27 protein-coding genes are annotated in these 22,750 nt (G+C 32.8%); 19 read left to right on the top strand and 8 right to left on the bottom strand.

Going from position 1 to position 22,750, the window contains the following annotated elements; translation table 11 throughout:
- The first annotated feature begins 84 nt into the window (after positions 1-84).
- Complete coding sequence (locus AC1EUU_RS09600; RefSeq protein WP_480201201.1) at positions 85-1,020, top strand: NAD-dependent epimerase/dehydratase family protein; 936 nt, start codon at positions 85-87, stop codon at positions 1,018-1,020.
- A 71-nt stretch (positions 1,021-1,091) separates the two neighbouring features.
- On the top strand, positions 1,092-1,691 hold the full coding sequence (locus AC1EUU_RS09595) for a thioredoxin family protein (protein ID WP_480201200.1): 600 nt from the start codon (positions 1,092-1,094) through the stop codon (positions 1,689-1,691).
- Here AC1EUU_RS09595 and truB read toward each other — a convergent pair.
- The 6 genes from truB to mce all read right to left on the bottom strand — a co-directional run bounded on the left by truB (position 1,674) and on the right by mce (position 5,531).
- Positions 1,674-2,369: a tRNA pseudouridine(55) synthase TruB gene (truB, locus tag AC1EUU_RS09590; protein ID WP_480201199.1), complete on the bottom strand. Its 696-nt coding sequence runs from the start codon at positions 2,367-2,369 to the stop codon at positions 1,674-1,676. The genes AC1EUU_RS09595 and truB overlap by 18 nt on opposite strands.
- Before the next feature lie 8 nt (positions 2,370-2,377).
- Positions 2,378-3,112, bottom strand: coding sequence for a subclass B1 metallo-beta-lactamase (bla, locus tag AC1EUU_RS09585; RefSeq protein WP_480201198.1), 735 nt, complete (start codon positions 3,110-3,112; stop codon positions 2,378-2,380).
- A 9-nt stretch (positions 3,113-3,121) separates the two neighbouring features.
- Positions 3,122-3,916, bottom strand: a complete 795-nt coding sequence (locus tag AC1EUU_RS09580) for an undecaprenyl-diphosphate phosphatase (protein ID WP_480201197.1) — start codon at positions 3,914-3,916, stop codon at positions 3,122-3,124.
- Positions 3,916-4,173, bottom strand: a complete 258-nt coding sequence (locus AC1EUU_RS09575; RefSeq protein ID WP_480201196.1) for a DUF3098 domain-containing protein — start codon at positions 4,171-4,173, stop codon at positions 3,916-3,918. The genes AC1EUU_RS09580 and AC1EUU_RS09575 overlap by 1 nt, the downstream gene beginning before the upstream one ends.
- A gap of 1 nt (position 4,174) precedes the next feature.
- On the bottom strand, positions 4,175-5,053 hold the full coding sequence (locus tag AC1EUU_RS09570; RefSeq protein WP_480201195.1) for a cell division protein FtsX: 879 nt from the start codon (positions 5,051-5,053) through the stop codon (positions 4,175-4,177).
- 61 nt (positions 5,054-5,114) lie between these two features.
- The gene (gene mce / locus AC1EUU_RS09565; protein ID WP_480201194.1) at positions 5,115-5,531 is read right to left on the bottom strand and encodes a methylmalonyl-CoA epimerase; all 417 of its coding nucleotides are present in this window, start codon (positions 5,529-5,531) and stop codon (positions 5,115-5,117) included.
- A 119-nt stretch (positions 5,532-5,650) separates the two neighbouring features.
- Between mce and rbfA the strand changes: the two genes are divergently transcribed.
- The 3 genes from rbfA (at position 5,651) to AC1EUU_RS09550 (ending at position 9,727) form a co-directional block, all read left to right on the top strand.
- Positions 5,651-6,043, top strand: a complete 393-nt coding sequence (gene rbfA, locus AC1EUU_RS09560; RefSeq protein ID WP_480201193.1) for a 30S ribosome-binding factor RbfA — start codon at positions 5,651-5,653, stop codon at positions 6,041-6,043.
- A complete protein-coding gene (locus tag AC1EUU_RS09555) occupies positions 6,044-7,243 on the top strand; it encodes an ABC transporter permease (RefSeq protein ID WP_480201192.1) in 1,200 nt (399 codons plus the stop codon).
- Between the two features lie 99 nt (positions 7,244-7,342).
- A complete protein-coding gene (locus AC1EUU_RS09550; protein ID WP_480201191.1) occupies positions 7,343-9,727 on the top strand; it encodes a GAF domain-containing protein in 2,385 nt (794 codons plus the stop codon).
- A 49-nt stretch (positions 9,728-9,776) separates the two neighbouring features.
- On the opposite strand, the gene AC1EUU_RS09545 is transcribed toward AC1EUU_RS09550, so the two are convergent.
- Together AC1EUU_RS09545 and AC1EUU_RS09540 are read right to left on the bottom strand one after the other, a co-directional pair.
- Positions 9,777-10,982 (bottom strand): Pycsar system effector family protein, encoded by a 1,206-nt coding sequence (locus AC1EUU_RS09545; RefSeq protein WP_480201190.1) that lies wholly within the window; start codon positions 10,980-10,982, stop codon positions 9,777-9,779.
- A gap of 57 nt (positions 10,983-11,039) precedes the next feature.
- Complete coding sequence (locus AC1EUU_RS09540) at positions 11,040-11,564, bottom strand: TetR/AcrR family transcriptional regulator (RefSeq protein ID WP_480201189.1); 525 nt, start codon at positions 11,562-11,564, stop codon at positions 11,040-11,042.
- A 109-nt stretch (positions 11,565-11,673) separates the two neighbouring features.
- On the opposite strand from AC1EUU_RS09540, the gene AC1EUU_RS09535 reads away from it, so the two are divergent.
- From AC1EUU_RS09535 to msrA, 14 genes are all read left to right on the top strand, one after another.
- Positions 11,674-12,294, top strand: a complete 621-nt coding sequence (locus AC1EUU_RS09535; RefSeq protein ID WP_480201188.1) for a hypothetical protein — start codon at positions 11,674-11,676, stop codon at positions 12,292-12,294.
- Between the two features lie 32 nt (positions 12,295-12,326).
- Complete coding sequence (locus AC1EUU_RS09530) at positions 12,327-12,812, top strand: (2Fe-2S)-binding protein (protein WP_480201187.1); 486 nt, start codon at positions 12,327-12,329, stop codon at positions 12,810-12,812.
- Between the two features lie 3 nt (positions 12,813-12,815).
- Positions 12,816-14,981 (top strand): xanthine dehydrogenase family protein molybdopterin-binding subunit, encoded by a 2,166-nt coding sequence (locus AC1EUU_RS09525; protein ID WP_480201186.1) that lies wholly within the window; start codon positions 12,816-12,818, stop codon positions 14,979-14,981.
- Positions 14,982-15,051: 70 nt separating this feature from the next.
- Positions 15,052-16,059 carry an XdhC family protein gene (locus tag AC1EUU_RS09520; RefSeq protein ID WP_480201185.1) on the top strand — a complete coding sequence of 336 codons (1,008 nt, stop codon included), beginning with the start codon at positions 15,052-15,054 and terminating at the stop codon, positions 16,057-16,059.
- On the top strand, positions 16,052-16,618 hold the full coding sequence (locus tag AC1EUU_RS09515; RefSeq protein ID WP_480201184.1) for a nucleotidyltransferase family protein: 567 nt from the start codon (positions 16,052-16,054) through the stop codon (positions 16,616-16,618). Before AC1EUU_RS09520 ends, AC1EUU_RS09515 begins: the two co-directional genes overlap by 8 nt.
- Positions 16,619-16,801: a hypothetical protein gene (locus AC1EUU_RS09510; RefSeq protein ID WP_480201183.1), complete on the top strand. Its 183-nt coding sequence runs from the start codon at positions 16,619-16,621 to the stop codon at positions 16,799-16,801.
- Between the two features lie 214 nt (positions 16,802-17,015).
- Positions 17,016-17,855, top strand: coding sequence for a helix-turn-helix domain-containing protein (locus tag AC1EUU_RS09505; protein WP_480201182.1), 840 nt, complete (start codon positions 17,016-17,018; stop codon positions 17,853-17,855).
- Between the two features lie 93 nt (positions 17,856-17,948).
- Positions 17,949-18,794, top strand: coding sequence for a helix-turn-helix domain-containing protein (locus tag AC1EUU_RS09500; protein ID WP_480201181.1), 846 nt, complete (start codon positions 17,949-17,951; stop codon positions 18,792-18,794).
- Positions 18,795-18,866: 72 nt separating this feature from the next.
- Complete coding sequence (locus AC1EUU_RS09495; RefSeq protein ID WP_480201180.1) at positions 18,867-19,973, top strand: cytochrome P460 family protein; 1,107 nt, start codon at positions 18,867-18,869, stop codon at positions 19,971-19,973.
- A gap of 27 nt (positions 19,974-20,000) precedes the next feature.
- The gene (locus tag AC1EUU_RS09490) at positions 20,001-20,621 is read left to right on the top strand and encodes a cytochrome P460 family protein (RefSeq protein ID WP_480201179.1); all 621 of its coding nucleotides are present in this window, start codon (positions 20,001-20,003) and stop codon (positions 20,619-20,621) included.
- A 103-nt stretch (positions 20,622-20,724) separates the two neighbouring features.
- Complete coding sequence (locus tag AC1EUU_RS09485; RefSeq protein ID WP_480201178.1) at positions 20,725-21,030, top strand: DUF6787 family protein; 306 nt, start codon at positions 20,725-20,727, stop codon at positions 21,028-21,030.
- A 19-nt stretch (positions 21,031-21,049) separates the two neighbouring features.
- Entirely contained in the window at positions 21,050-21,550 is a 501-nt protein-coding gene (locus tag AC1EUU_RS09480; protein WP_480201177.1) for a hypothetical protein, read from the top strand.
- 124 nt (positions 21,551-21,674) lie between these two features.
- Positions 21,675-22,136 carry a peptide-methionine (R)-S-oxide reductase MsrB gene (msrB, locus tag AC1EUU_RS09475; protein ID WP_480201176.1) on the top strand — a complete coding sequence of 154 codons (462 nt, stop codon included), beginning with the start codon at positions 21,675-21,677 and terminating at the stop codon, positions 22,134-22,136.
- A complete protein-coding gene (gene msrA / locus AC1EUU_RS09470) occupies positions 22,126-22,680 on the top strand; it encodes a peptide-methionine (S)-S-oxide reductase MsrA (RefSeq protein ID WP_480201175.1) in 555 nt (184 codons plus the stop codon). Before msrB ends, msrA begins: the two co-directional genes overlap by 11 nt.
- The last annotated feature ends 70 nt before the right edge of the window (positions 22,681-22,750 follow it).

The raw sequence follows: 22,750 nt of genomic DNA, 5'->3' as shown, positions 1-22,750 counted from the left end.
TCTAACAAATGTACTATTATTAAATAAATAAAAACTTAGGCTTATATATGGATTTCTATATATTTGTTTGCAGTTTATTAAAGAATGAAAAATAAAATACTTGTAATTGGAGCTTGTGGCCAGATTGGTTCTGAACTCACTATGAAATTACGTGAAATTTATGGTAATAACCATGTTATTGCTTCAGACATTGTAGCAGGCAAAGCAGATTTGATGTGGTCTGGTGATTTTGAAATATTGGATGCGACTGATAAGAATGAAGTAAAAGATACTATTCTTAAGTATGATATTAAGGAAGTGTATCTCATGGCGGCAATGTTATCTGGCACTGCAGAAAAATATCCTGATAAGGCTTGGAACCTAAACATGAACTCATTATTTCATGTGTTAGATTTAGCGAAAGACGGCCTAATAGATAAGATCTTTTGGCCAAGTTCGATTGCTGTTTTTGGACCAACTACACCACAAAAGGATACCCCTCAACATACGATTACAGACCCCACTACGGTATATGGCATTAGTAAGTTTGCTGGAGAAAATTGGTGCAATTATTATAAAAAAAGATTTGGCGTAGACGTACGAAGTATTCGTTACCCTGGACTTATCAGCTATAAAACATTACCTGGAGGAGGGACTACAGATTATGCTGTAGAAATTTTTCATAAAGCTTTGTCAGAAAACAGGTACACTTGTTTCTTAAAAAAAGATACTCGATTACCTATGATGTATATGGATGATGCTATAAAAGCCACAGTCAACTTAATGCAAACAGAACCTTTAAAGAATTTTACTTCTTATAATATTTCTGCTATAAACTTTACGCCGGAAGAATTAGCTATAGAGATTAAAAAGTACTTACCTGATTTTGAAATAGATTATAATCCTGATTTTAGACAAGCTATTGCAGATAGTTGGCCTCATTCAATTGACGACTCTCAAGCGAGAAATGATTGGAAATGGCAACATGATTTCAACTTAGAACTTATGACACAACACATGATTGAAAATTTAAAGCGTTAAATTTTCCTTGTATTGCTCGGTTTGTAAGTTTTTCTCTTTTTTAAGTCTAACCTTCAGAAATTACTTTTAATATGGAAACTATTATTGAAAATAGCTTGGGTAAATCAATGACTTATAAAGAATATAGAGATTTGGTAAAATCTTTATTGCTGGAAGGCAAATCTACCGGCAACACGCAGTCTGAGTCGCTGCTTAATTACAGTAAATTAAATGATTCAAGAATGAAACGACTAGATAAGACTACTAAGTTGTCTAATACAGTTGTTAATGTTGCTGAAGGCTTACAGGGAGAATATACCTGGTTAGTTTTAACCGAAGGATGGTGTGGAGATGCTGCTCAAACGTTACCAATAATTAATAAAATTGCCGAACAATCAGATAAAATTGACTTAAAAATAGTCTTAAGAGATGAAAATGAAGAACTGATGCGTCAGTTTTTAACAAATGGTAATAAATCTATACCAAAGCTTATTGCTATTAATAAAGAAACTAAAGAAATTGTGAATTCTTGGGGGCCGCGACCATCAATTGCAACCAAAATGGTGAGTGATTATAAAAGTCAACATGGCGCTTTAGATGATGAATTCAAAAAAGACTTGCAAATTTGGTATAATACAGATAAGGGTGATAATACGCAACAAGATATTTTAGAGCTACTCGAAGCTTCGTAATTGCTCTAAAAATTGTTCTATTGTTTGTGCTTTTTTAACTGAAAAATCTCCAATTTTTGTACGCTTTAAAGCTGAAAGATGCGCTCCCGAATTTAAAGCAATACCAAAATCATGTACCAAAGAACGAATATAAGCTCCTTTGCTACAAACTACTCTAAACTCTATTTTTGGTAAATCAATATTAGTAATTTCGAATTCAGAAATAGTAATTTTTCTAGATTTAATTTCAGTTTGCTTGCCTTCACGTGCAAGTTCATATAAACGCTTACCATCTTTCTTAATTGCAGAAAAAATAGGTGGTTTTTGATCAATTTCCCCAATAAAACCAGCGGTGGCTAGATGAATTAAATTTTCCGAAATGTGATCAATGGGAAAATGCATATCGATTTCTGTTTCTAAATCGTAAGATGGAGTTGTTGCTCCTAAAACAAATGTTCCGGAATATTCTTTTATCTGTCCTTGATAGATTTCAATTTTTTTTGTGAATTTTCCAGTACATATAATCAACAAACCAGTAGCTAATGGATCTAAAGTTCCTGCATGACCTACCTTAATTTTCTTTAACCCAAATTTCTTTTTAATTGCCCAACGTAGCTTATTTACCACTTGAAAAGAAGTCCATTCTAATGGCTTATCAATTAAAAGAAGTTGTCCGTTTTTAAAATCTTCGGCAGTCATAAGAGCTCTTATTTTGCTTGAAATAAGTTTATCGTGTAATCTAATAATTCTGTTCCACCAATTTTACCATGTCCAGGAATCACATACTTTAAATCTGGATAAGTTTCTTTTATTCTTTTTACGGTATTTGGCCAGGCAACAGTATCAGCTTCTTCAATATATCCTTTTTTGGCGTTGATACTTTTTATGATGCACCCTCCGAATAACATTTTTTCAGATGGAATATAACTTACAATATTATCATAAGTGTGCCCCTTGCCAAAAAAAGCATTTATTATTTTTTTACTCCCTATTTCCAATTCTAGTTTCTTTGAAAATCCATTTTTTGGCACCTCAATAAGCGTATCTTTTGTTGCGAAATTTATCGTTAAATTATTGGCGTAAGATTCAATATTTTGATGGTGAAACTCTAAAAGTCCTCCAAGACAGTCATCATGAGCATGCGAAACAATTACGGCTTTAATTTTAGATTTTAGTTCGGTTTGTACCCAATTAATTAATTCTTTGGCTCCTTGATTGGTAGTTGGGCTGTCAAAAATAATGGCTTCATCATTAGAAAAAAAGACTAAACCATTACATGCCACTTTTCCAAAGCTTTCAGTTTCAACATACGAAACATGTTTATAGGTATTAGGAGTAATACGCTTTATTTTTAGAATACTAGAAGAATAACTTGTAGCGGTCTCTTTTTTATTATCGCAAGAAATAAAAACAATGAATGCCAGTATAACGAGGTTTTTCATGCTATAAATCTATGTTAGAAACGAGTACGCTATAGCTATTGAGCCAACTAATGCACAGTAAATAGCAAAATAAGAAAGTTTACTTTTTTTGACTAATGCGATCATCCAGTTACATGCAAATAAGCCAGAGATAAAAGCTGCGATAAAACCAAGACTCATGATACCAATTTGAGAAGATTCTAAGCCAATGCCTCCTCCAATAATATCTTTGGCTACTTTTCCAAAAATCAATGGAACTACCATTAAAAAAGAAAAGCGTGCGGCTTTGGTTCTATCGATTCCCAATAGAACAGAAGTCGAAATAGTAGCACCTGAGCGCGAAATACCGGGTAACATAGCAATTGCTTGAGAAATACCAACTATAAAAGCACTATTGTAAGAGACATCCTTATTCGTGTTTTTAGCCTTATCTGCAAGTAATAATAGTACTGCAGTTATTAAAAGCATAAAACCAACTAATAAAATCTTACCACCAAAAAAAGATTCCAACTGCGCTTCAAATAAAACACCTATTAAAACGGCTGGTAACATAGAAACAAGAATCTTTATTGAAAATTGAAATTCTTCGTTCCATTTAAATTGAAGTAATCCTTTTATAATTTCGCTAACTTCTTTTCTAAAAACGACAAGCGTGCTTAAAGCTGTAGCAAAATGCAGTATTACCGTAAATGTTAAGCTTTCTTGGGGTAAAGATTCATCTCCAAAGATGGCCTTTACAAGCTCTAGATGACCACTTGAAGAAACTGGTAAAAATTCAGTTAAGCCTTGAATAATTCCAAGGATAATTGCTTCTAAGTAACTCATTAATTTTCTTTCTTAGGATTCGCCAGTATGGCATAGATCTCAATAACAAAACCAATAATTACTAAAGTAGGAGCTAAACGAATTCGTCTAAAATTATAAATTTCTTCATTAAATACCTTTGGATCATCGCTACCACCTCCGGCCATAAGAATAAAGCCTAAAGCTATAATTAATAGACCAATGAGCATAATAATATAATTGCGCTTTCCAAACAAGAATTCGCTCTGTGATTTCTTTTGTTTTTTATCTTTTGCCATTTTAGTAATACAATTGATCTGTTCGTAAATTTAAGAAGCGTTGTGTAGCAAAAAACGCACTAATCCAAGTAATTAATAGCCCTGCCAATAAAACTGCAGCAAAGAGAATGCTTAGGCTTTTAATGTCTTTTAAAAGGCTAAATTCTGGAAAGTAATCATTAAGATAATAAACTGCCACAGCTAAACCTGCCAATGCTATAAGGGCACCAATTACCCCAAGCTTAATACTACTCCAAATAAAGGGCCTCCTAATAAATCTTTTAGTCGCTCCAACCATTTGCATTGTTTTAATGGTAAAGCGTTTTGCATAAATTGATAAACGGATAGAGTTGTTTATTAATAACATTGCAATCAACGCGAATATGGTACTAAAAATTAATACCCACATACTTATTTTTCTGACATTATCAGTAAGTAAACCAATCAAGGGTTTATCATAAGAAATTTCAAAAACAGCATCATTAATTGAAAGTTCTGTTTCAATTTCATTCATTTTTTCTGGAGTAACATAATCGGCCTTAACAAACAAATCAAATGAATTTTTCAAAGGATTATAACCTAAGAATTCCATGAAATCTTCACCATTTTCTTTTTTAGCAATCTCTGCAGCATTTTCTTTAGAAATAAAGGCTAATGATTTTGTATAATCTTTTTGTTTGAGGATACTTTCAAAGCTCTCTCGCTCGCTCTTATCAACTTCATCTTTTAAAAAAATGGTAATAGAAGCCTGTTCTTTAAAATAATCAGATATCTTTTTGGTATTCAATACTAATAGCCCCAGTAATCCTATTAAAAATAATACAAAAGCGATACTAATGACTGCAGAAAAGTATGAAGAACGTAATCTGCGTTTTTGGTATTTGTCAAATGAAGTGCTCAATTAAATGTATACGTTAAGATTGTTGTTTTTTGAAGACGCAATATACAAACTTTTAGGTCTTTTATTTTTTATCTTTTTCAGGATTATCCTGACACAATTCAATAAGCACCCCATTGGTACTTTTAGGGTGTAAAAAAGTAATTAATTTATTGTCGGCCCCTTTTTTTGGTGTTTCGTTTAATACTTTAAACCCTTCAGCTTGCAAACGTTTTATTTCTTCTTTAATATTATCAACAGCAAATGCAATATGATGAATCCCTTCGCCTTTCTTCTCTATAAATTTTGCAATTGGACTATTAGGGTTTGTAGCTTGTAAAAGTTCAATCTTATTTGGTCCCGATTTAAAAAATGAAGTTTTGACCCCTTCACTTTCTACTTCCTCTATTTTATAATGTTTTTTTCCAAAAAGTTGAGCAAAAAGCGAATTAGAATCTTCTAAATTTTTAACAGCTATGCCAATATGTTCTATTTTTTTCATTTATTTAATATTCGAGTGATGATATTTCACAGCTTTACTAAAATTTAAGAATAGTGCGAAATTATAATAATCACCAAAAATATAGAATTTATAATGGTTTTTAAGCGTATTTTTGCACTATGGAAACGAATAGACAAAAAAAGATAGCAGGTGTTTTGCAAAAAGACCTAGTTGATGTATTGCAAAAAGCTGCAAGAGATGGAATGAAAGGTGTGCTGATATCAGTTACAAAAGTAAATGTGACAAGTGATCTATCTCAAGCCAAAGTGTATTTGAGCGTTTTTCCGAATGATAAAAGAGATGAGTTGCTTGAGGGAATCAAGTCTAATACATCCTTAATTCGCCATGAATTAGCACAACGAACGCGCAATCAGCTTCGCCGTGTTCCAGAATTACTTTTTTATGTTGATGACTCGTTAGATTATATTGAAAATATTGATAATTCCTTACGAGGAAAAGATATCGACCCAATTAAGAATCCCGATGTGTTAGATAATAGAAAGAAAATTTAGTTGAACTTTTCTCTTTACATAGCTAAGCGATACTTATTCTCTAAAAGTAATAATAATGCCATTAATATAATTACCATTATTGCCACGGCTGGAGTAATTGTTGGAGCGGCCGCATTGTTTATTGTTTTATCTGTGTTTTCTGGCTTAAAGAATTTTAGCTTGGATTTTATTCGAGTTTCTGATCCCGATATAAAAATAACTTCCACGAAAGGGAAGTCATTTTTTTTTACTGATTCAATAGCCGAGACATTGCAAGAACCAGATATTGCATCCTATACAAAAGTAGTAGAAGAGAAGGCATTTTTTAGTTATCATGAAAAACCGCAAATAGCCAAAATAAAAGGAGTTGATGAAAACTATTTATCGGTTAATAATATTGATACAGCCATTTATGTTGGTGATTGGATCGATCCGAGTATATCTAATTCGGCAGTAATTGGCAATGGTATATCTTCTTCCTTATCTCTGGGAACCTATGATGTAATTGAACCGTTAAAAGTTTATGTCCCAAGACCGGGTAAAGGTTATATAAATAATCCTAAAAACGCATTTAACCAATTTAACTTGCAGCCAACAGGTGTTTTTAAGCTTACGGAAGAGCTAGATAAGCAATATGTTTTTGCAAATTTAAAGCTTGCACAAGGTTTATTGAACTATAAAGCTGATCAAATCTCTGCCATAGAAATAAAGTTGCAGAAAGGTGTAAGTAGCGATGGGATAATTGAAAGATTGATGACAAAACTTGGACATGGTTTTGTTATACAAACCAGAGCACAGCTCAATGCCGTTTTTTATCGAATGATTAATACCGAGAACCTAGTGTCATATCTTGTCTTTACGCTTATACTTATTATTGCGTTATTTAATGTTGTTGGAGCTATGGTAATGATGATTTTAGATAAACGCGAAAATTTAGCAACGCTATTTAATCTTGGAGCTACAATTAAAGATATTCGTAAAATATTCGTTTTACAAGGGTTCTTGTTATCATCTTTCGGGCTCATTATTGGTCTGACATTAGCTATTGTTTTCGTTTTACTTCAAAAACAATTTGGACTTATTATGATTACACCGTCTTTAGCATATCCTGTAGAATTTAAACTAATGAACGTACTTATCGTGATTTTAACGATTTCCCTACTAGGATATTTAGCTGCAAAAATTGCGAGCGCGCGTATTTCAAAAAAAATTATTCAATAAATTTAACAGTAAATAATGTTACAAAATCGGTCAGGAAACGTCTGATTTTACGTCATATATTTAAGAATTACTAACTTTGTTAGTTAAAACCGTGCGGTTATGAAAATAATTGAATCAGATATAACGAAAGATTTGGAATTACCCTTACAGTTGTTTGTCAGCTTTAAGGAAGTATTTGAATTTTTTAAAAAATATACAGAAGATAAACAGCATCCATATTATAAGTCTGCTAAACAAATCATAGAACATTTGGGTCAGTTTCCTGAGCTTATAGAAGGTTTTACTGATCCTTCATTGTTGAAGAAATATGAAGATGAGATCGATTTAATGCTAGATGGTTTATTTCCTGAGATTTTAACTTTAAATGAGATAAAAGCGGCTAGTATTCCATTTTCATTTACTTCTTTTAAGTTTACACAACGCTTTGAGAATATCTTAGATAATGCAGGAGATGACTACGAATTTAAGATCAGAAACTTTGAAGAAGATCAAATGTATATCATGGCATGTACAATGATTTTAACTTTCTACCATCAAAAACCTATAGATTTAAAACGACCTTTCTTTTTTGATATACCCGATAAGAAAGCGGGTGTAATGAAACATTATAGAGTTGCTTTTAATGGTGATTTCATGGACATCACTGCTACGGAGGAAGCTCCAGAAATTACAGAAGATGATATTAAGCTGTTATTAGATAATTATAATAATGTAGATGTTTGGAAAGAAAAGTTCCCTCCAAATAGTTATATTTTTAAAGGATTTGGGCTAATGAGCTTGTTTGATGTAACGGCCGATGAAACGTTGTCATCTATAAAAGAAAATTTACTAAGAACAGATAATAATGTTGTAGTTGATTTGCAGCAAAACTTAAGAGAGTTCTATAACATTAAAGATTTAATGCTTGGTTATTCAATTTTTGATTCAATGAATACGCAATTATGTGAAACCACAGCTAAAAAATCTGAAAGTTTAATTCTAAGTCAAGATGCCAAAATTTCGTGCAGCCAAGATTATTTTTGTCAAGGTGTTATAGATAGTGTCTTTAAGAAGCATGAAATAATTACTATTTCTGATGTTGAAAGCTATGGACGTATGACAAATCAAAATCCTTTTTATAAAAATTTAAAATCAAAGGGGATTGGCAGTATTATTTTAGTGCCTATTAAGGCAACGTCTAACGATGATCTGGCATTATTAGAAATAGCATCGCCAAGACCTTATGAATTAAATTCGGTAAATCAACAAAAGTTGCGAGATATAATTCCGGTATTTAAAACGGCTGTTGAAAGATCTGCAGAAGAACATCAAAATGTTCTAGAGGCTACGATACAAGAACATTATACGTCTATTCATCCTACGGTTAAGTGGCGTTTTTATGATGCAGCAGAAAAATATCAAAACGATATGTTTAATGGAGTAGAATCTCCTCAATTAGATGATATTGTTTTTCATGATGTAGTTCCATTATTTGGTCAATTAGATATAAAAGGATCTTCTTTAGCGAGAAATACGGCTATAAAGCATGATTTAACTACCCAACTTACTTTGGCGATCAATGTGCTAAAAGAAGCTGATCAAGAAGAGCCGTTACCTATTTATGAAGAATTAAAGTTCCGTGTGAGCGAATATTTAACCGAAGTTAAGGAAGGCTTAAAAGCAGGAGATGAAGTGGGTATTTTAGATTTTTTGAAACGAGAGATCTACCCTGTTTTTAATCATGTTAAAAAGATCAACGAGAAACTATCCAAACTGGTTAAGGTGTATATGGATCGTCTAGATAGTAAATTACATGTGGTTTATGAAGAAAGAAAAGATTACGAAAACAGCGTAACCTTATTAAATGAAAAGTTGGCCAATTATATTGATAAAAAACAAGAAGAAGCGCAACTAATGTTTCCGCATTATTTCGAACGATATAAAACAGATGGAGTTGAGTACAATATGTACATCGGTCAATCATTGGTTAAGCATGAAGAATATGATTCACTGTATTTGTACAATCTACGTTTATGGCAATTACAATTAACATGTGAAATGGAAAATGTTGCTTATAAGCTTAAGGATGAAATGGATCATGAATTAAGAGTTGCTTCATTAATTTTAGTACATAGTAATCCGATGGCTATTAAGTTTAGAATGGATGAGAAACAGTTTGATGTTGATGGCGCTTATAATATACGTTACGAGATTATTAAAAAGCGAATAGATAAAGCACATATTAAAGGTACCAATGAGCGATTAACAATTCCTGGTAAAATAGCGATTGTGTATTCTCAAGATAAGGATGCCGTTGAGTACTTAAAATACATTAAATATTTACAGTCTAAAAACTTATTAGGTGAAGTTGAGCAATTAGTTCTAGAAGACTTACAAGGAGTTTCCGGATTAAAAGCTTTGCGAGCTGAGGTGATTTATCAAAAAGATTTTAATGAAAAATCTACAATTACAATTGATGAGTTAATTGAAGATATACAGGCGTAATAGTTTTAATGATATCTAATAAAAAACAACCTCTATTGAGGTTGTTTTTTTATACATTAGGTACATCTTGCATTTGAAATGAGACAGCAAAAGCAATAACACTTACTACAATGCCAATTATAAAAACGGTATAAGTTGTACGTAGTAAATTATATTTTCTGTTAAGAACCAATCCTAAAAAGTAAAGATCTTTGGTTAATGAACTATATAGGTAATCGCGATCTTTCATCATTTCTTCCATTGCCCATTCGAAATCATTTAATTTCATTTGGTGGAAATTTCCGAAAAATAATAAGTTTACTTTTTTATTATTAACATCTTCTTTGGTGAATTTTCCTTTAGTCACATTTGGCCGTGTAGCTAAAACAGATAAAACAATAGATGCCACTGTAAAAAGTGTAAAAATAATTGTAGGTGCTATTAGATATTGATTTGAAGGGTTATCTAATTTAGACAAAAGGTTTGATAGCACTAAAGAAATAATAATTGCATTAACCGAGAGTAAAATGTTTGCTTTGGTATCGGCAATGTCGCTTAAAGTAATGTGATTTCTTAATGCCACACGAAACATAGTTTCTATACCTCGCTCTGGCAATTCTACCTTACTTTTCTTAAAAGCTAATTCCTCTTTTTTCTGCTTCAGTTTATTGTTTTCTTGCTGTAATTTTTTAAATGATTTCAAAAGTTGCGCAAGGTTTTTACCTTTTTGTTTATCCCATGAAGTAGAGGCAATATCAGAGTAAAATCGATGTTTATTAGTTAAGAAATCGATGTTTTCACTTAGCCACTCACTTTCATTTAATTTTCTATCTTTAGTTAATTCCCACTCTTTACGAAGTAATTCAGTAAGTTCCGTAAAACTTTTACTACCAATATGTGAGCAATCAGCATCGCAAAGAATTTTTTCTAGCTCCGTTTTAGGCGCATTACCCATTTTCGTTGCTAAAATAAGATTGGTAACATTTTTTATTGTTTTCTCTGATGCTTCATGTTGTTTTAAAAAAGCAGTAGCAATTTCCACTCCTTTTTCTTCATGATCATCAATTTGCTCCGTATATCCAGTATCATGAAACCAAGCTGCTAATAGTAGTTCGGAAGCATCATCACCTGTCAATTGAGCGGCTTCAATTAATTCTTGTGTTTTTTCAACTACACGTAAGGTATGGGCAAGATTATGATATACAAAAGAATTGTCTAAATGATCATTAAGATGATTAATAACAAATTTCTTTGAAGCAGCTAACAAGTTTTCCATAAATGTTTTTTTAGTGAGATAAAGATAAAAATTTAAAATTCAAGCGGAGAAATTAGATTAATTAAGGCCATACTTATCTAACAAGAACTTTTTAAATTTTTGAGTGTTTTTAATATTTCCTCTTATTAGTGACAAAAATAAACTATCTAAAATTTCATTTAATAGCATGGCTTCGTTTTTTGGATCATCATAACCAAGTTCTTTAAAAGCATTTTGAGAATGATCAATAAAGGGTTGCATCTTTTTTTGATCGTAGTATTTGTCGTTCATTTTTAATAGGTATTGCAGGCGCCAATAATGATATTCTGATTTTGGTATTTTAAAAGGAGCGTTTATCGCTTTTGTTAAAATCTCTTTAGGGTCGTTTTCCATCAAGATTTCACCAAACTCTTCATTCAATTTTTCTTGCAAATCATTAATTAAGTGATCTAATAATCCTTGTTTATTTTTAAAATGTTTAAAAATTAATCCTTCCGAAACCTTAGCATTCCTAGCAATTTTTATTGTAGAAGTACCATTAAATCCATCTTCAGCAAAAAGCTTTAGGGCTGCCTTTATAATTCGTTCCTTTTTATCTGTCATGGTTTCTTTTTGTTTTATAAAGAAATAATTGTAAATTTAAAGTTCAAATGTAAGTTTTATTTTTTAATTAAAAAGTGAGTACTTACTTTTATAATAACTTTAACATAATATGAAACAAACACATCTTTGGTTTTTATTCACCTTTGCCTTGTGCGGCACCCTTATAATGGCTGCTAACTATTCAAAACTAGAAGGTGATAATTATGTCGCTTTAGAAAAGAATGATATTCTTGATTCTAATATTAATAAGGAAAATTTTGATAAGATGATGGATGTGCTTACCCATAAGAGATGCATGAATTGCCATCCAAATGACAATATTCCGAAACAGGGCGAAGATAGTCATCCTCATTATTTTGGGATGTCTCGAGGAAATAATAATTTAGGATACCAAGCTACAAAATGTACAACCTGCCACCAAACAGAAAACAATAATTATTCTGGCGTTCCTGGAGCTCCTGAATGGAGCTTGGCACCGGCACAAATGTTTTGGGAAGGTTTATCACGTAAAGAAATTGCTGAATCTATGATGGATCCTAAACGCAATGGTGGAAGAACTGCTAATGAAACCATGCATCATCTTACAGAACACGAATTAGTTTTGTGGGCTTGGGAACCTGGGGTTGACGCTGAGGGTAACCTAAGAGAAGAACCACCTGTGCCTAAAGATGAATATATTAAGGCTGTTAAGCAATGGTTTAAAGACGGAGCAATAATTCCCGAGCATTAGAAAATAATAGAACGTATTAAAAAAACTTTTAAATGAAAATATCTTTTCAGGTTAATGAACAACCTCAAACAATAGAAGTAGAAGATGTAAATACACCTTTATTATGGGTAGTAAGAGATGTCCTACAACTTAAAGGTACGAAATTCGGATGCGGTAAAGCGGCTTGTGGAGCTTGCACCTTGCACATTGACGGGCAAGCAATTAGATCTTGTTCCTTTCCTGTGCATTTAGCCGAAGGAAAAAAAATTACAACCATTGAAGGCTTAGGAACTCCAGAAAATCCGCATCCTGTTCAGCAGGCATGGATTGATGAAATAGTACCACAATGTGGTTATTGTCAACCAGGGTTTATTATGGCAACAGCAGCCTTATTAAATGAAAACCCTAATCCAACGGATGAGGACATTGATAAAAATATTATCAATGTATGTAGATGTGCTACTTACTATAGAATGCGAAAAGCCATTCATAGAGCTGCTGAGCTTAAGAGCAATTCAAACAAAACAATAAATTCTTAAGCTATGAGTAAAGAGAAAAAAACAAAAAAGAAAATCTCTCGACGCAAATTTTTAGTTAGAGGCGGTTTAGGAACCTTAGGAGTTTTGGCAGTTGGAACATATGCATTTAGAAATCCAATTCGAAGAAGCATGTTAAGCTATTTGAACTCGGCGGATATGGCATACATGGGCAGCGGAATTGAGCCCATGATTTGGTTTGAGGTTAATGAAGATAATACGATTACTTTACATTCACCTAAAGTAGAAATGGGACAAGGTACATTTACTAGCTTAGCTCAAATGGCAGCCGACGAATTAGACGTTTCTATGGATCAAATTAACGTAGTTCATGCAACAACAGCTACCGGAAATATTGATATGATGAGCACAGGAGGAAGCACTTCGGTTGCAAGTTTGTGGCAACCATTACGCGAACTTGCTGCTACAACCAGAGAAATGGTAAAATCTGAAGCAGCAAAAAAACTTGGTGTTGATGCAGCAAGTTTAACAGTAGCTAACGGAGTTATTTCTGGAGGAGGAAATACAATGACCTACGCAAATGCCGTAAAGGGTGTTACCGAGTGGAAAGTGCCAGATACTCCTAAATTAAAGGAAATAAATGAATATAAGTTCGTTGGTAAACCTTTGCCACGTATTGATCTAAAAGCAAAAGTCTTTGGGGAACCAATTTTTGGCATGGATGCAGAAATGCCAGAAATGTTATATGGTGCAGTAGTTAGGGCAACTCATATTGGTGCAATATTTAAATCGGCGGATACTTCTGAGGCTGAAAAACTTCCGGGTGTGATAAAAATTGTTGAAGAAAATGATTTTGTGGGCGTAGTAGCCAAGTCATATATTGAAGCTCTTAATGCAAAAAATGCGATTAAAGTAGAATGGCAAGCAAATACTACTTTAAATACGAGTGACATCGAAGAAATGATGAAGGTTGGTAATGGTAATGCTACAATTATTCAGAAGCAAGGTTTAGATATAAGCAATGACAAGGAAGTTCTTACCATGGAATTTAAAAGCCCAATTGGCGCTCATGCTCAAATAGAACCAAATGGAGTAGTTGCTTCAGTAGAAGACGATAAAGCCACTATTAAAATTTCCACTCAGGTAATAGGTATGACCAGAAAGGAGGTAGCAAAACGCCTTGGCTTTGACGAAGAAAACGTAAATGTTATTCCTACTTATTTAGGTGGTGGTTTTGGGCGTAGATTGCATACTCCACATGCTGTACAAGCCGCAGTTATGTCAAAAGCCGTTGGTAAGCCGGTAAAATATTTCTTTACAAGAAAAGAGGAGTTTCAGCATGACATGTTCCGCCCACCTACCCATCATATACTTAAAGGAAAACTAACAAAAGATGGAGGTATAGATAGTATTAAACACGAATTCTCTAGCGGTGATGTAGCAATTGATTCAGCATTATTACCAGGATTTGCAAATACTATTTTAGGAGCCGATATTGGAGCTATTCGAGGAGGTTTTTGTCAGTATGGAGCAATACCTAATATTCGTTCTATTTCTTGGCATGTTGAGCTACCCTTTGCTACAAGTTGGTGGCGTAGTTTAGGTCTACTTGCTAATACGTTTGCTTGGGAAAGCATGATGGATGCCTTAGCAGAAAAAGCAGGAAAAGACCCCGTGGATTTCCGTTTAGCCCATATACAAGATGATGAAGCTGGTAACCGACTAAAAGCGGTTATTAAGGCAGCTGCAAATAAAGCGGGCTATAGAGATAAAGCTTACAATAATCGAGCTATGGGATTTGCAGCATCTACAGATGCCGGCACTCCTTGCGCCCAAGTTGTTGAAGTTTCTATTGAAAATAGTCAAATTAAAGTACATAAAGTTACCTGCGCTATGGACCCTGGAATCGCGGTTAATCCTGATCAGGTAAAAGCACAATGTGAAGGAGCCATTCTTATGGGAATGAGCGCTTCTTTATTTGAGCGGATGTTTGTAGAAAATGGGCAGCTACGCCCAATAATATACGGTCCTTACAATATGACATTAATGAAACATGCTCCTAAAGAGATAGATGTTGTTTTACTCCAGGGTATCGATAAACCTGGACCAGTTGGAGAACCACCACTTGGTCCAATTGGAGCTGCAATAGCAAATGCCGTTTATAGATTAACAGGGGAAAGATTACATAACTTGCCTTTACAATTATCATAAAATTACGTTAACACTATAGAATTAGGTAAGGTTTTTATATAGATTTTACCTAATTTTATTTTTTACAGGGATGACACACGAGTTTAAAGAAATAATAGAGCAGGCGATAGTCAATCAACAAAAAGGCCTAAAGTCGGTATTGGCAACCGTAGTCTACTTAGAAGGGTCTTCATATAGAAAACCAGGAGTACGGATGCTTATTGATGAGCAAGGTGGGATGGTGGGTGCAGTTAGTGGTGGTTGTGTTGAAAAGGAGGTGTTTCGAAGAGCAAAATCGGTTTTTGACAATGGTAAATCTAAGGTTATGGCTTATGATGGCCGTTATCGCCTAGGATGTGAAGGAACACTCTATATTTTAATTGAATCAATGGTCATTGAAGAAAATTTATCACAAGCGTTTAATGAAAATTTGATAGCCCGCAAGGAATTTATTATCGATTCTTATTTTCAAAAAGAAGATGAAATTATTGGCAATTTTGGCTCTATTCTTAGATTTAAGAATGGCGATACATTTACTTTTGGAACTGGTATTGATAAAAACCTTCAAGTTTTCTCTCAAGAGCTACAACCTTTATTCAGATTGCTAATAATAGGTGGTGAGCACGATGCCGTTGCCTTATGTAAAATGGCATCTCTTTTGGGGTGGCAGGTAGATGTAATTACTTCAATGAACGATCCTAAGCGTTTGGCTGATTTTCCAGGAGCATTTTCTGTAGTCGGACAGTCACCAGATACCGTAGATTTTACAGATATTAATGAAAATATGGCGATCGTTATAATGAATCATAGCTATGTGCAAGATTTGAGATATACTGTAAAACTTACTGAGCGCAGTATTAAATACATCGGTATTTTGGGAGCAGCGAAACGTAGAGAACGTTTGTTTAATGAATTGTTTGATTTTGTTCCTGAAGTTTCTGAAGAATTTTTAGAATCAATCTATACACCAGCAGGACTTAATATCGGGGCCGAAACTCCAGAAGAAATAGCCCTGTCAATACTAGCAGAAATACAAATGGTCATCAAAGAAAAAGAGCCATTTTCTCTTAGAAAAGTTACAGGAAAGATCAATGTCTAAAACTGCTATTTTAATTCTAGCTGCAGGATCATCTTCCCGAATGGGAAAAATAAAACAGCTTCTTCCATATAAAAATACTACCTTATTAGGATGGGCTATTGATCAAGCGAAACAATCTCTTACAGACGAAGTTGTTTGTGTTTTAGGCGCTAATTTTAAAGAAATAGAAACTTCAATTAATGATGAACTAAACATTGTTTACAATTTAAATTATGAAGAAGGGTTGAGTTCTAGTATTGTTAGCGGAATTGATAAATTACAAAATAGAGATGCAATACTTATTATACTTGCAGACCAACCTCATGTCACAACAGATTATTTAAATAAATTTTTAGAAAACCATGTTAAACACCCTCATAAAATAATTGCTTCAACTTATGGGAGTACTATCGGTGTGCCAGCACTATTTCCTAAAAAATATTATCCAGATTTACTACAACTACAAGGTGATAAAGGAGCTAAAGCATTCTTAAATCAATATCGTTCTGAAATAGTAAAGATAAATTCAGTTAATCTTAAAGATATTGATACACCTTCTGATTATCAAAAATTAAATTAAATGTATCCGTATCATAATAAAATAAAACAACGTATTAAGAATGGCGAACTTACTAAATATGAGTATGTAGACGAGTACAATAGTATTGCTCCTTGTTTATTACTTTATTTTAACACAGAGCCTTATATCCGCCCTATTCGAGAACACAGATTTAAAGAATATGAGTTAATTTTAAAGAGATAGGTTACTACTTTTATTGGATCCATGGTGCTTTTGTACTTTCTGTGGTAAGCATGCATAAATCCGAATTCCTTGTCTACTAGATAAACGTAAAGCTTTAATTCACTTTTAAGTATTAGGTTTAGACTGAATGCCTAAAAGTGTTTTGTCCAATTTGTTTTAGATATACTGCTTTATTTTAGTATATTATAAAACCTAAAACTAGCCTTAGATTTAAATGAATTTTAAATATGTTAATTTTAAAAATCGAGGAAGTCTATTTTTAACAGACTTTAATTGCGCCTCTTTTGATAAACGACTAGGTGAAGGTGATTTTTATAAAATCATTTGGGCAAAAGATAATGATCTTGATTTGGCCATTGATGGGTATCATTTAAATATTAAAAAGGGACATATTATATTTTGTACGCCGTTAAATAAATTATATATAGAACCCTATACTCAAGGAGCAATTTCATATATTTTTAATAGAGATTTTTATTGTATTAGAGACCATGATAGTGAAGTTTCGTGTAATGGCTATTTGTTTTTTGGTTCTTCAAAACCACCAATTGTAGAGTTGACTAAAAAGGAACAGAAAAGCTTCAATTTGCTTTTTATGTTTTTTGAAGAAGAATTTGAAAATAAAGATCATATACAAGGAGAAATGCTAATGGTTTTATTAAAAAGGCTTCTTATTATGTCTACTAGGATAGCTCGTAAAAATTTACCAAACCCAAAAATAGAAACTAAGAAATTAGATTTGGTGAGAAGGTTTAATATTTTAGTAGAAACCCATTTTAAAGAGAAACATAAAGTTACTGACTATGCTGAAATGCTTCATAAATCTCCTAAAACCTTATCAAATCTATTTAACAAGTCTTATAACAAATCTCCACTTCAAGTAATTAATGAAAGAATAACTTTAGAAGCAAAAAGATTATTGATGTTTTCCGATAAAAAAACGCAACAAATTGCTTACGAATTAGGTTATTCGGAAGTTGGTCATTTTTCAAAATTTTTTAAGAAACATACGGGTTTGTCTCCTAAACAATATAAAGAATCAAAGGCTTCATAACAATTAGGAAAAATGTATAAGAAGTAAGGAACTATCCTCATTTCAATCCGTTAAACCTCACCATAGTTTTGCTGTAATAATCCTTTAAAGGGTATGCAGCAGATAATAGATATACAAATTAGGAATATTGAGAAAAATATATTTTCATTTAGAGAGTATAGAGATCAATTATTACATATTGTCAATTCACAGCAATATCATATTATTTTTTTTGATAAAGCTTGTGAATGTGAAGTCAATTTTAAAGCATGTAAAGCAGAAAATACTCAAGTATTATTTCTAAATGCTTCTGATATTTTTTTATGTAAAACAAAGGGGGGTGTAATTTCTCAGTTAAGTTTTGATTTCAATCTTTTTGATAGGGAGCATTGTGAAACTCAACGAATGATAAATGGTTTGTTGTTCGACAGCTTATTGAACTGCAATCTTTTAAAATTTAATGTCAAAGAACTTTCAAAGTTTAAATCTCAGCTAAATAGAATAATATCATTTCAAAATGAAAGGGATTATGAAAATTTAGAAACATCTTTTAAAGAACTTATAATTCAATTAATTCACAATAGACATCAACAATCGTTTTCTGAGACTGTAATTTCAAAAGATCATCAAGCCGTTTACAAATATCTTTCTCTAATAAATGAGCATTTTAAAATGGAGCACAATGTATTTGTATATGCGCAAATTCTAAGGGTACAACCTAAGATTTTAACAAAGATTTTTTCTGACCTAAAAATTAATAACCCGAAGAGTTATTTAAATAAGAGAATACTATTAGCTGCAAAAAAAATATTGGCATATAGCACAAATAAGTCAACTGAGATTTCGTATGAAATCGGATTTAACGAACCAGCTTATTTTGCTCGCTTTTTTAAAAAAAATACAGGCGTTACACCTAAACAATTTAGAGCACAAAGAAAGGCCTCAAAATCAATTAATTAAAAAGAAAAATGTCCAGTAAATTTTAACAGTCATCAAGTAATTTTAACATTCATAAACTAAAATAATCGCATTATGCTTATCAAACTAAAAAGAGTATTCTTATTAATCGCTGTTCTGGCTTTGTTTTCTTGTAATAATGAAAAGCAAGATTACAAAAAGGTGTCTTATTATACCTTTAATGATAAAGGAGAATTAGATCGTCCACAAGATTATCGTACTTGGGTTTATGTTGGTACACCAACTACACCAAATGACATGAATAATGGAAAAGCACCATTTCCAGAATTTCACAACGTATATATTGACCCTATGAGTTATGATTATTGGAAGAAGAATGGTACATGGCGAGATGGTACGATATTAATTAAAGAATTGGTAAGTGTGGGGACAAAAGCTGCTGTAAGCGGTAATGGTTATTTTATGGGTGAGTTTATAGGTTTAGAAGCTACTATAAAAAGTAAAGAACGTTTTCCAGATGAGCCAGGTAATTGGGCTTATTTTAGCTTTACTAATCCTGGCGGAAATTTAAAAGCTACGGGCAAGGCGTTTGAAACAAATCAGTGTAACGCATGCCATAATGCAAGTGCGAAAGATGATTTTGTATTTACGCAACATTACCCGGTATTAAGTGCAGCAAAGGCAGTTGGTGAAGGTATAATACCAGAGAATGTCGCAAAAAGAGCAGCTTCAGAAGTAAATGCTTTTTCAGATGCCGGTACTTGGGATCCTACAGCACCAACACCAGATGGTCTTGATCTCGAAATTCCATTAGATAAAGACAAATTATTCGCATACTTGGTTTCAAAAAAATATCAAGAATTTAAAAATCAAGAAACAAAGTTGCATCCTTCATTAGGGCCACACACAAAATTAGGCCTACCAGTTAAAGTATTTATGAACGATAAAATTGCAAAGTCATTAAAAGAAGGTAATACAGAGCATCCCATGGGTTCAGGTATCATCAAAGAAATGTATGACAATGATGAAAAACTTGCTGGTTGGGCAGTAATGATGAAAACCCAAGACAAATCAGAAGATGGCACTGGCTGGTTTTGGTATGAAGTAACCAGCATAGATGATAAAAATGCAATTGCAGCCATCGGTAACGGTGTGAAAGGTTGTACGAGCTGTCATACAATCGGTAATGATATGGTAAGAACAGTATTTCCTCTAAAATAAAATAACGAATCAGATAAAATTAAAATTATGAATTATAAGAATTTAAGCTTAGTAGTAATGGTCTTTTCTCTATTACTAATATCATGTACAGACAAAAAAAAAGGTGGAGATTATAAAAAGGTTTCTTATTTTACTATGAATGCCGAAGGTGACCTTGTACGTCCAACAGACTATAGAAGTTGGGTATATGTGGGTACGCCATTAACACCAAATGATATGAATGATGGTAAAGCTGCTTTTCCCGAGTTTCATAACGTATATATGGACCCCGTAAGTTACGACCATTATAAAAAAACGGGTGAATGGCGAGAAGGCACCATACTCATTAAAGAATTAGTAAGTGTTGGTACAAAAGCAGCTGTAAGTGGTAATGGCTATTTTATGGGCGATTTTATTGGTTTAGAAGCGACCATAAAAAGTAAAGAATTATTCCCTGATGAACCTGGTAATTGGGCATATTATAGTTTTACAAATCCTACTGAAGGTACATTGGCTGCAACAGGTAAAGCATTTAAAACAAATCAGTGCAATGCTTGCCATAATGCTAGTGCAAAGGATGATTTTGTTTTCACACAGCATTACCCTGTTTTAAGAGCTGCAAAAAATGTGGGTGAAGATGTAACACCTGAGAATACCGCCAAACGATAGATATAATATTAATTTATAAACGCTGATAATTTTAGTTTTTAAACATGGAGGGTTTTATAACGAGAATTCTCCATGTTTAACGTTTATGCGTCACTTTATAAACATGGAAAAATTAAAACAACGTTGGAATATTAATTCTAACTTTCAACTACTTATTATCTTATTGGTATTTACCATAAATGGATCGTTGTCTGTAGCATTGGCAAAACCATTTATGCAATTTATTGGGCTTTCTTTAAAAACACTTCATCCAATTGTATTCTGGTCATTTAGAATATTATTGATGTTTATTTTATATCAAATTCTTTTAGTAGTAATTGGAACGATTTTCGGGCAGCATAAGTTTTTTTGGAATATGGAAAAGAAAATGTTGTCAAAATTAGGGTTTAAAAGGCTATTTAATGATTAAGCTTTAAAATTAAGATGATATGAAAAACACTTTGATAATTATATTACTTTGTTTTTTATTTACTCCTTTAGCGCAAATAATTGCTCAAGAGAATGAACATAAAAATTCTCAAGATAAAGAGCATAATAAAGACCCTGGCCTAGAGATAGTGTTTTCCGGACTATTTATTTATAATACAGAATTAGAAAAACTGGACCCGGCTACCGAATTACACATTACGTATTGGACTTCCCATAAATGGGCATTTGGGGTTGGTTATTCCGTAGTTTTTGAAGAAAATAGTAGAATAGGGCACGAATTAGCTGCCCTAATTAGCCATAAACCCTGGCCTTTTCTTACCGTAAATGTAGGACCAAGTTTTTCACTCCCAAATTCTCATAAAAATACCGAAGTTTCTGCGTATATTGAAGGGGAGCTGAATCTAAAATTAGGTGAATTTCATGTTGGGCCCTTAGCAGGAATGCTTTTGGGAGACACTATAAAACCTTTTGCAGGAATTCATCTGGGGTACGAATTTTAGGCTTCATTTATCTAATAAAGGAAAAAAGTCCAATTTTTTGGGAGTTATTGATATTGCTTAAAGCTGATTCCTATGGTACTTTTGCTTTATAAAAACATAATAACTAAAAGAAAGGACAAAATTTATGTTAACTTGGAAAGATGTAATTAACTTTTCGGTAGTTGGTAATCCCAAACCAGATCGTCGTGTTGAAAAAACAGATAATGAATGGAGAGAATTATTAACCCCAGAACAATTTAGAATCACTAGACAAAAAGGTACAGAGCGACCCCATACGGGAGCGTTATGTGGTATTCATGATGCCGGCAAGTACAACTGTGTGTGTTGTAATACACCCTTGTTCGATTCTACTATCAAATTTAGTTCAGGTACCGGATGGCCAAGCTTTACACAGCCTATAAAAGAAAATGCTATTAAGTACAAAAAAGACACCTCTTTTGGTATGATAAGAGTAGAGGTAATGTGTAATACTTGCGATGCCCATTTAGGGCATGTATTTCCAGATGGACCAGAACCTAGCGGATTGCGCTATTGTATTAATTCAGAATCCATGACACTAGAAAAGGAGGTTCAAAATGAAAAATAAAAACTTAGAATTAGCCACTATTGGTGGTGGATGTTTTTGGTGTATAGAAGCTATTTTTCAACAGATTAAAGGTGTAGAAAGAGTAGTTTCGGGATATACAGGCGGTAATGTTCCGGGTAAACCAACATATCGCGAAGTCTGTTCTGGTTTAACCGGTCATGCAGAAGTGGTGCAGGTATACTTCGATTCTGATATCATTTCATATGAAGAACTATTGGTGATTTTTATGACAAGCCATGATCCTACAACTTTAAACAGACAAGGAGCTGATGCTGGAACACAATATCGATCTGTCATTTATTATCAAAATGATGAACAAAAGCGACTAGCGCAAGAAATTGTAAAGCAACTTGAGTCATATTTTGATAAACCAATAGTTACAGAAATTAGTACTCTGGGTGAATTTTTTGAAGCTGAAGAATATCATCAAAACTATTACAATAATAATAGTAGTCAAGGCTATTGTAATTTTGTAATTACACCTAAATTGGCTAAGCTTCGTAAACAACATGCCAATAAATTAAAAGATGTGGTTGTAAATTAACAACACCAACTATAATTTTTTTGACAGCAGTTGTTCAAAGAATGATTTTGAATAGCTGCTCTTTTTAATT

It is taken from the genome of Maritimimonas sp. 2205BS37-2, from assembly GCF_056591755.1.
Note: the sequence above shows the minus strand (reverse complement) of the source record. Positions and strands in the feature narration are given on the sequence as shown.